Here is an 8,824-nt window from a genome sequence, read left to right as displayed (position 1 = left end):
CGTGACGGATATGGCCACGGGAAAAATACTTCCCGACAGCAAAATCAGCTTGTTTGACAGTAAATACAACTTGATCAACACCGGCGTTACCGATGCTAAAGGGAATTACGCCTTCGTTGTGGAATGCGGAAAAACCTATAACGTGAGGGCGGCAAAACCGGAATACTTGACCAAGGAACTCAAAGTTGTCATAGCAAAAGAAAACAACGGCAGAACCAAATTGGACATTGCATTGGAAAAAGAAAAATGTCTGGTTACTGTTGGGGATGATTTAGGAAAATGTTTTGGAATCAAAATGATTTATTTCGATTTGGACAAATACAACATTCGCCGCGAGGCTGCACTGGACTTGGAAAAAATATTGGATGTCTTGAAAGAAAATCCAACGATGAAACTCGATATTCGATCCCATACCGACAGTCGTGCATCGCATAAATACAATGAAAAATTGTCCGACAACAGGGCCAAATCAACCATTAACTGGTTGGTGCAAAATGGCATTGACCAAAGCAGATTGACCGGAAAAGGATATGGGGAAACGCAACTGGTAAACAAATGCGCCGACGATGTCAAATGTACCGAGGATGAACATCAACTCAACAGACGCAGCGAATTTATTATTACTGCATTGTGATGAACTAAATTATAAAAACACATTAAAAAAACCTCGGAAGTGTAATTCTTCGAGGTTTTTTTGTTCCATAATGAATACTTAAATTATTAACCTTAAAAAATAGATTTATACTTTTTAATCAAAGCCCCAATACTATTAAACTATTTTCAACTCTTTAAATATAGGCTCAAATAGACGAAAATAAAGCTTTTTAAAATTAAAATAGAAGCATTAAATTATTCATAAAACGGGTGTCATGAAAAATATATTCATTCAAATAATCATAATCTACGTGTTGTCATTCAACACTTTCGCACAGAAAGAAAAGATGTCTCGAATTGGTAAAAACATGAAAACCAACCAAAAAGAGTCTGACACACTTATTGATGCAAAATCAAATCTTAATAGAGCCATAAAATCTTATCATGTAGAAGAAAATATCAATCTTAGGTTTGGAGGTTATACCATGACTTATGAGGTATCACACTTGAGCCTAATTGATACTTACGATTTAGGGCCTAACAATACCAGAGTCATAACGCCTCGTTACGGAGAGCTAAAACAACTATCCAATAACCCAATTGAACCCAACAAAATCTTGTTGAAACCAACTACATTGTACAATAAACCATTGACCAAAAGCAAAATAGAACCAATAAATACCAGTTTTGTAATACCGCACTTTAAAGAAAAAGAACATCCAAAGCAGTATATATTGAAAAACACCATCAAGGAATTATTAAAAACGTATGATTATGATAATGAAGTAATTGAAAGCCCTAATACAAGTGATAAATCAATCTATGTATACTTGATAAAAACCTATGAAAGGGTTGCTGAAAAAGGATACAAGTCGATAGAAATCTTTCAAAAATTAGGAGATGCTTATTTTTTTGATGGAAACTACACAAAAGCAGTAAAATGGTATGAAGAGCTATTCAAAATGACTACGACATTAGGTTCAGAATATTATGACCGTTATGCTTATTCATTGACGGCAATAGGTGAAAAAGACAAAGCCTTCGAAATAATAGAAAAACGCGATCAATTATCGGGTATTGAAAAAAAATAAGTGCCAGTTTTGCTCAACAAATAGCATCAAAACAATTAATTCATCGTCTACATTTTGATAAAAATATTGGTGTAATATTTCTTTCCTTCCGCGTTTATTCTAATTGAAATTCCAAAATGAGAATAATCACCTTCAATACATAGTTTATGTTCCGGACTTTCCAACCAAGCGGCAAGAGCAGCTTTTGGAGAATTATAATTGTAGGCAATATTTTCACCCACTCTTTTGGCGCCCAAAGTTTCGATAATGTTTTGTGATCGAGTACTAAAATAATCGTGATTAACCACATTATTATTTATCATGTAATTGTCGTGCTCTTCTGATTTGAATGAAACATAATTATTCTTTTGCAGCGTTTTTAAACCAATGCTCACCCTATGCGAATTTATAAGAGCCAATGTCTCGTCTTCCAAGGAATTGTATGTATAAACAGGAACTGTTGACAGGGGTAATGAAGTTGAAGTATTCTGTATTGCTGGACTATCGGAAGAACAAGAATTTAAAAAATAAGCAACGCTAAACATTAATAATAACCGGAAAATTTTAACATTCATAAAAGTAAAAGAATAAGTCAAAAGTAGATTGTAGGCAAACTACTTGTAAATTGGTAATTAACTGAACTGGTTTTGATTAGAAAGCTAATCTAATTTATTAGTAAATAAATAACCTAATTTAACCGATGAACTACACACTTTTTTAATATTAGGATATAATTTTCTTATATGACATAAATATTTTAAAATCAAGGAACTAATAAAAACAAAAAAACTGCCCTTATGAAAGGCAGTTTTTAAACTAAAACCAAAAAACTCACTTATATTTTTGCAAAGATATTTGTATAATATTTTTTTCCATCTGCACTAACTTTTATGGCAAGTCCAAAATGTGTAAAGTTACCTTCGATGTTTTGTTTGTGAGTTGGACTTTTCAACCAAGCATCCAAGGCAGCTTTTGGAGAATTATAATTGTAGGCAATATTTTCGCTTACGCTTTTGGCTCCCAAAACTTTCATGATATTTTCTGAACGAGCAACAAAATCATTGTGATTAACCACGTTGTTGGCTATCATATAGTCGTCATGCTGTTCTGATTTATAAGAAATATGATCAATTTTTTCCAACTCATTTAATCCAATACTAACTCTATAAGCATTAATCAAATTCATAGTCTCAATTTCTGTCGAATTGTATGTATAAGACATTGCTTGAGCAGGTGAAGAAGTAGAATCTTCTGAACTGTCAGATGAACAAGAATTCATTGTGAATATTACTGCAACCAGCAATAATATACGAAGTAATTTCGCTTTCATAATAAAAGATAGATTAGGTTTAAAGTAGATTGTGGGGCAAACTTCTTTAATATTAATATTGTAATGTTTTTTCTTAATTGTTTCATAAACTTACAGCAAATATCGTTTAAAATACAAATAAAATCGACAAACTACACAAAATATAAATATTGACAAATATTTTTCTTACAAATAAAGCCGTAATATTGTTAAGATTATTATATGAATTACTGTATCCATAAACAATAGATATTTATATGAAAAATAAAAAGTTACGGTAAAAAGCAAAAAATTAAAAGGCATAAAAAAAGCCCTGTAAAATACAGGGCCAATTATAAATTATGAGATGATAAAGAATCTAAATCACTATTAATTTTAAAACTTTTTCAAATTGTTCTTGTTTGGAAATATTGGAATTGTCAAATTCCAGGGCATCTTTTGCCTTCAAAAGAGGCGAATCCTCCCGATGGGTGTCGATGTAATCACGTTCTTCGATATTCTTTAAAACGTCTTCAAAAGAAGAAACAGTGTCACCTTTTTCTTTTAACTCTTTAAATCTTCTTTGAGCACGTGTATGCGCACTTGCATTCATGAATATTTTGAGTTCGGCTTCTGGAAAAACAACCGTTCCTATATCTCTTCCATCCATTACGATACCTTTGCTCTTTCCCATCTCTTGTTGTTGTTCCACAAGTTTGGATCTAACTTCTGGTATTTCGGCCACTTTACTCACAAAATTAGAAACTTCGAGAGTGCGAATTTCCTGCTCCACATTGGTTTCATTCAAATACATTTCCGAAAATCCCAAATCAGGATTGAATTGGAACACTAATTTAATGTAAGGCAAACTATTGACAAGAGATTCAATGTCAAAAAATTCTTTGCCTATGTATCCGTTTTGCATTGCAAAGTAAGCCACCGCACGATACATGGCTCCGGTATCAACATAAACATAACCCAAATGTTTGGCTAGTTCTTTGGCCAAAGTACTTTTGCCAGTCGATGAAAATCCGTCTATTGCTATGATAATTTTTTTGTCCAAAATAGTATTATTGTAAGTTTACGGTTAAACCAAACAAACTTGTGTTAGCTGCCAATGTGTATCTCGAATAGGAATAGTTAAATTTCAATTTATTGAGTTTTAATCCAAATCCAATCGAAATCCCGGAAAAATTTCTTTGCTCCAAAATTAGTAATTCTTCGGCTCTCCTGAAATTATATCCCACTCTAATATTGAATGATTTTTTCGGAAAAAGTTCGGCTCCAAAAATCACGTGGCGCAAAGCATTACCAAATACGGATACTTTTTCTTCACTGGAACTCCCGTCAATCGATGTTTGCCCTTGATTTGGATTCGTAAAAGAAATATTCCATTGCTGCAAATTTTCCAAGGTAAGATGCCAACGCAACGGTACATTTTCCAGTTCTTGAGACACGCCTGCCATAATTTCCAACGGCAATTTTTCATTCAATCCATTATAGGTTGTAAACTGTGTTCCAATATTTCGAACCACCAAAGCCCAGTTGACGTCATTGGCTTCATCGATAAAAATAGCTCCTAAATCGACAGCACCGCCAAATGAATTATAACTTTCCAAAGTCGAAGAAATCAATTTTCCATTGGCTCCCAAAAATAAATTTGTATAAGGAACATTGTAGGCATATCCAAAAGAAAGGGCTATTTCACTACCTGTAAATTGTGACGTGGCTTCACCATTTTCATCATATCCATCAAATTTGCCGTAATTCACGTAATTGACTCCCACTTGAAAAGTTTGCAAATGCCGGTCATACGTATATGCATAAGAAGCCGTTCCGTAGCTCACTTCCCCAAAATAACTTCCATAATTCAACGCCAATTGATTGTCCATTTCTGGGTTAATCGTGGCCGGATTAAAATGGACTTGATTGACGTCATTGTCATAAATAGTAATCGATTTTCCGCCCAAAGCAGCCTGCCTGGGTGATGTAACCAAATTCAAAAACTGATAGGTATATTTCCCCCCTATTTGACCGTGAGTCACGGTGCAAAAAGAAAATAAAAGAAATAATAAAAGTTTTTTTGGCATACTTGAAAAGGCTGTTCTCTGTTGTAAAACGCAAATGCGAAGATAAAATTATAATGACATAAATTCTTGTTTTTCTTACCGAAGTTTCGAAACGAATTTTAATCAAAATAAAAATTCCATCCTGAAGGTTCAGGATGGAATTGATTTAAATTAAAAAGTCAAGTCTATAATACTTTTGCGTTTTTCACCTTTTGCTCGGTGATGGCAATTTTCAAAACATCACTCATTTCCTTGACATAATGGAAAGTTAGTCCTTCGATATATTCTTGTTTTATTTCGTCGATATCGCTTTTGTTCTCGTGACACAGAATAATTTCCTTGATGTTGGCTCTTTTGGCAGCCAAAATCTTTTCTTTTATGCCGCCCACCGGCAATACTTTTCCACGCAAGGTAATTTCTCCCGTCATCGCCAGTCCTTTCTTCACTTTTTTCTGTGTTAGCACCGAAACCAAAGAAGTCAGCATTGCAATTCCCGCACTTGGTCCGTCTTTTGGAGTGGCTCCTTCGGGAACGTGCAAATGGATATTGTATTTGGACAACATCTCAGTGCTTAATCCCAATAATTCGGCATTGGCTTTTATGTATTCCAAAGCTATCGTTGCCGATTCTTTCATCACGTTTCCTAAATTCCCGGTAATGGTCATTCCTCCTTTTCCCGGAGAAATCAAGGATTCTATAAAAAGAATATCACCACCTACGCTTGTCCAGGCCAAACCTGTAACAACGCCGGCTACGTCATTGCTTTCGTATTTGTCTCTTTCCAATCTAGGAATTCCAAGAACTTTCACGATATCTTCATCGGTAACTTTCTTGTTGTACTCCTCCTCCATCGCAATGGATTTGGCTGCATTTCGAATCACTTGCGCAATTTTCGCTTCCAATCCGCGAACGCCGGATTCACGTGTGTATCCTTCGACAATTTTTTCCAATTGTTTTTTTCCAATGGACAAATCCTTGGTTGTTAGACCATGTTCTTTCAATTGTCTTGGAAATAAATGTTGGCGGGCAATTTCTACTTTTTCTTCAATCGTGTAACCCGACATTTTAATGATTTCCATTCGGTCTCGCAAAGCAGGTTGAATTTCAGCCATATTGTTTGACGTGGCAATAAACATCACTTTCGATAAATCGTAGCCCATTTCCAAGAAATTGTCATAGAACGAATTGTTTTGTTCCGGGTCCAAAACTTCCAACAATGCCGAAGAAGGATCACCTTGATGGCTATTCGACAATTTGTCTATTTCGTCCAAAACAAAAACAGGGTTTGAAGTTCCGGCCTTTTTCAAGCTTTGAATAATTCTTCCCGGCATTGCGCCAATATAGGTTTTTCTGTGTCCACGAATTTCTGCTTCGTCGCGCAAACCGCCAAGCGATATTCTTACATATTCTCTTCCCAAAGCTTCTGCCACAGATTTTCCAATGGAAGTTTTACCAACACCCGGAGGTCCTGTCAAACAGATAATTGGCGACTTCATGTCATTTCTCAATTTCAAGACGGCCAAATGCTCTATCATTCTTTTCTTGACGTCTTCCAAACCAAAATGGTCTCTGTCAAGAATTTTTTGGGCACGTTTTAAATCGAAATTGTCTTTGGAATATTCGTTCCAAGGCAAATCCAAAAACAACTCCAAATAATTTCTTTGAATACCGAAATCAGGTGCTTGCGGATTCATTCGTCGCATTTTTGACAATTCCTTGTCGAAATGTTTTTGCGTGGTTTCATCCCATTTTTTGGTCTTGGCTTTAACGCTCATTTCGTCCATTTCCTCTTCTTGCGAAACGCCACCTAATTCTTCCTGAATGGTTTTCATCTGTTGGTGAAGGAAATATTCCCGTTGTTGCTGGTCTAAATCGAAACGAACTTTAGATTGAATATCATTCTTAAGTTCCAATTTTTGCAACTCCAAATTCATGTAACGAAGCGTTTCAAGCGCTCGGTCTTTTAAAGAATGAATCGATAATAAATCTTGTTTTTCCTCAACGGACAAACTCATGTTCGAAGTCACAAAATTGATTAAAAACGATTGGCTTTCAATGTTTTTAATGGCAAAAGTGGCCTCGCTTGGAATGTTCGGGCTTTCTTTTATAATTTGGATAGCCAATTCCCTTACAGAATCAAGAATAGCCAAAAATTCCGTGTCTTTCTTTCCAGGTCTTTTTTCGGCTACTTCTTTTATATTGGCAGTAATATATGGAGTTTCAGAAACTATGGATTCTATTTGGAAACGCTTTTTCCCTTGAAGAATAACCGTAACATTGCCATCTGGCATTTTTAAAACGCGCAAAATTCGGGCTACGGTTCCTATTTTGTGAATGTCGCTTTTTGAAGGATCTTCTACTTCTTCATTCTTTTGGGCAACTACTCCAATAATTTTCCCCGATGCATAGGCATCATTGATTAATTTTATGGATTTATCTCGACCAGCCGTGATTGGAATGACAACTCCTGGAAATAAAACCATGTTGCGCAATGGCAAAATTGACAATGAATCCGGCAATTCTTCATTGTTCATCTCCTCTTCATCTTCTGGAGTCAACAAAGGGATTAATTCGGTTTCGCTATCAAATTCTTGAAGTGACAGATTGTCAAGAGTGCGTATTTTATGATTTGACATATTAAATTTTAAGTCTTTTTGTCATTAATAATATTCATTGGATAACAAATATAAGGTATCAGGTCAATAATTTTATATAAAATCAATCTAATACTACTAATATTCGCTCAACACTAAAAACTGACAATCATCATGCCAAAAAAAATCCGCTAAAGAAGCGGATTAGATAATTATTTTAAATATTTCAAATTATGGTAATTCTACACTGAAAGCACCTGATGAAATCGTTTTGGTGGTACCTGTGATGAAATTTTTAACAACAACATTAAAAGTGCCTATTAAGTGTGTAGCTGTTTTTGAACTAATGGTGACTGAACCAGTATCTCCATTGTATATTACACCTCCCAAAAGGCAGCTTGCGTTAACCTGTGGGCCAAAAGCACCTGCGAATTGGTAGGTTCCTGCCGACAAAGATTTTGCAATGGAAATACCGATATTATCTCCATTTGTTTTTTTTCCAACAATACTATAATAAGGATTTACACCTGAGGAACTCACAGAAACTACATCAATGCTGTTTTCAGCAAATTCGGTTCCATCTAATTTAGCATAAAACGTATCAGTATCTGCAACTTGATTATCATCAGTAAAAGGAATTTCTGTAAAAGAACCGTTTGTAAAAACTTTTGTTTCGATACTTGTTCCTGCAAGATCTTTAAATTTCACTCCCGTAAACTGAAAAGTTCCGGATATCTTTTTGTTGGCCACATCTATTTTAGAAATGGTAATACTGGCCGTATCTGTATATCCAGAAAAATCTGAAGCACCACCGGTATCTTTGGGATCGGCCGTATATGGCTCCGTTCCATTAGACGGTATATAGGCCAAAACCATAATTCCTGCAGCTCCAATGTTTTTCCATGTATAAGTTCCCACTTTGTTGTACGGAGCCGGCAATGCAATTTGTATCAACTCGCCGCTTGATGTTTTGAGTCCAGATATGGCAATATAATTATCATTTACAATTGCTTGAACCGTGTTTGCCACGAAACTTTTTCCATCAAAATCTACCTTGAAAACCCCTGAAGTTGTTCCAGGATTAATATTGGAGTTTGCAATCAAGGCTGGATCCAAGGGCTCAATCTCTTCACAGGAATTCAAACAAAATGTTGCAATTATAACCAAGGGTAAAATAAAAAATCGAAATTTTCTCATAACTGATAGTTT

General features: G+C 35.2%; 8 protein-coding genes. 2 read left to right on the top strand and 6 right to left on the bottom strand.

The features are described from left to right. Positions 1 to 634 (top strand): OmpA family protein (locus BUC16_RS17150; protein WP_141226194.1); only part of this gene is annotated, 634 nt, incomplete at its 5' end. Positions 635 to 869: 235 nt separating this feature from the next. Further along, positions 870 to 1,685, top strand: a complete 816-nt coding sequence (locus tag BUC16_RS17520) for a tetratricopeptide repeat protein (RefSeq protein WP_084546325.1) — start codon at positions 870 to 872, stop codon at positions 1,683 to 1,685. 47 nt (positions 1,686 to 1,732) lie between these two features. Here the strand turns inward: BUC16_RS17520 and BUC16_RS17140 are convergent, their stop codons facing one another. The 6 genes from BUC16_RS17140 to BUC16_RS17115 all read right to left on the bottom strand — a co-directional run bounded on the left by BUC16_RS17140 (position 1,733) and on the right by BUC16_RS17115 (position 8,812). Then, positions 1,733 to 2,239, bottom strand: a complete 507-nt coding sequence (locus tag BUC16_RS17140) for a CAP domain-containing protein (RefSeq protein WP_073372046.1) — start codon at positions 2,237 to 2,239, stop codon at positions 1,733 to 1,735. Between the two features lie 260 nt (positions 2,240 to 2,499). After that, complete coding sequence (locus BUC16_RS17135) at positions 2,500 to 2,994, bottom strand: CAP domain-containing protein (protein WP_073372045.1); 495 nt, start codon at positions 2,992 to 2,994, stop codon at positions 2,500 to 2,502. Between the two features lie 337 nt (positions 2,995 to 3,331). Then, positions 3,332 to 4,015, bottom strand: coding sequence for a (d)CMP kinase (gene cmk, locus BUC16_RS17130; RefSeq protein WP_073372044.1), 684 nt, complete (start codon positions 4,013 to 4,015; stop codon positions 3,332 to 3,334). A gap of 7 nt (positions 4,016 to 4,022) precedes the next feature. Beyond that, positions 4,023 to 5,042 carry a type IX secretion system protein PorQ gene (gene porQ / locus BUC16_RS17125; protein WP_073372043.1) on the bottom strand — a complete coding sequence of 340 codons (1,020 nt, stop codon included), beginning with the start codon at positions 5,040 to 5,042 and terminating at the stop codon, positions 4,023 to 4,025. Between the two features lie 164 nt (positions 5,043 to 5,206). Beyond that, positions 5,207 to 7,657 (bottom strand): endopeptidase La, encoded by a 2,451-nt coding sequence (lon, locus tag BUC16_RS17120; RefSeq protein WP_073372042.1) that lies wholly within the window; start codon positions 7,655 to 7,657, stop codon positions 5,207 to 5,209. 189 nt (positions 7,658 to 7,846) lie between these two features. Further along, positions 7,847 to 8,812: a DUF6252 domain-containing protein gene (locus BUC16_RS17115; RefSeq protein ID WP_073372041.1), complete on the bottom strand. Its 966-nt coding sequence runs from the start codon at positions 8,810 to 8,812 to the stop codon at positions 7,847 to 7,849. Positions 8,813 to 8,824: the final 12 nt, after the last annotated feature.

Source organism: Flavobacterium fluvii (genome assembly GCF_900129545.1).
GTDB classification, from domain to species: Bacteria; Bacteroidota; Bacteroidia; order Flavobacteriales; family Flavobacteriaceae; genus Flavobacterium; species Flavobacterium fluvii.
Note: the sequence above shows the minus strand (reverse complement) of the source record. Positions and strands in the feature narration are given on the sequence as shown.

Bases quoted from the DNA above. Each gene is read 5' to 3' on its own strand.
- BUC16_RS17520 (WP_084546325.1), top strand. From the start codon at position 870: ATGAAAAATATATTCATTCAAATAATCATAATCTACGTGTTGTCATTC.
- BUC16_RS17140 (WP_073372046.1), bottom strand. From the start codon at position 2,239: ATGAATGTTAAAATTTTCCGGTTATTATTAATGTTTAGCGTTGCTTAT.
- BUC16_RS17135 (WP_073372045.1), bottom strand. From the start codon at position 2,994: ATGAAAGCGAAATTACTTCGTATATTATTGCTGGTTGCAGTAATATTC.
- porQ (WP_073372043.1), bottom strand. From the start codon at position 5,042: ATGCCAAAAAAACTTTTATTATTTCTTTTATTTTCTTTTTGCACCGTG.
- lon (WP_073372042.1), bottom strand. From the start codon at position 7,657: ATGTCAAATCATAAAATACGCACTCTTGACAATCTGTCACTTCAAGAA.
- BUC16_RS17115 (WP_073372041.1), bottom strand. From the start codon at position 8,812: ATGAGAAAATTTCGATTTTTTATTTTACCCTTGGTTATAATTGCAACA.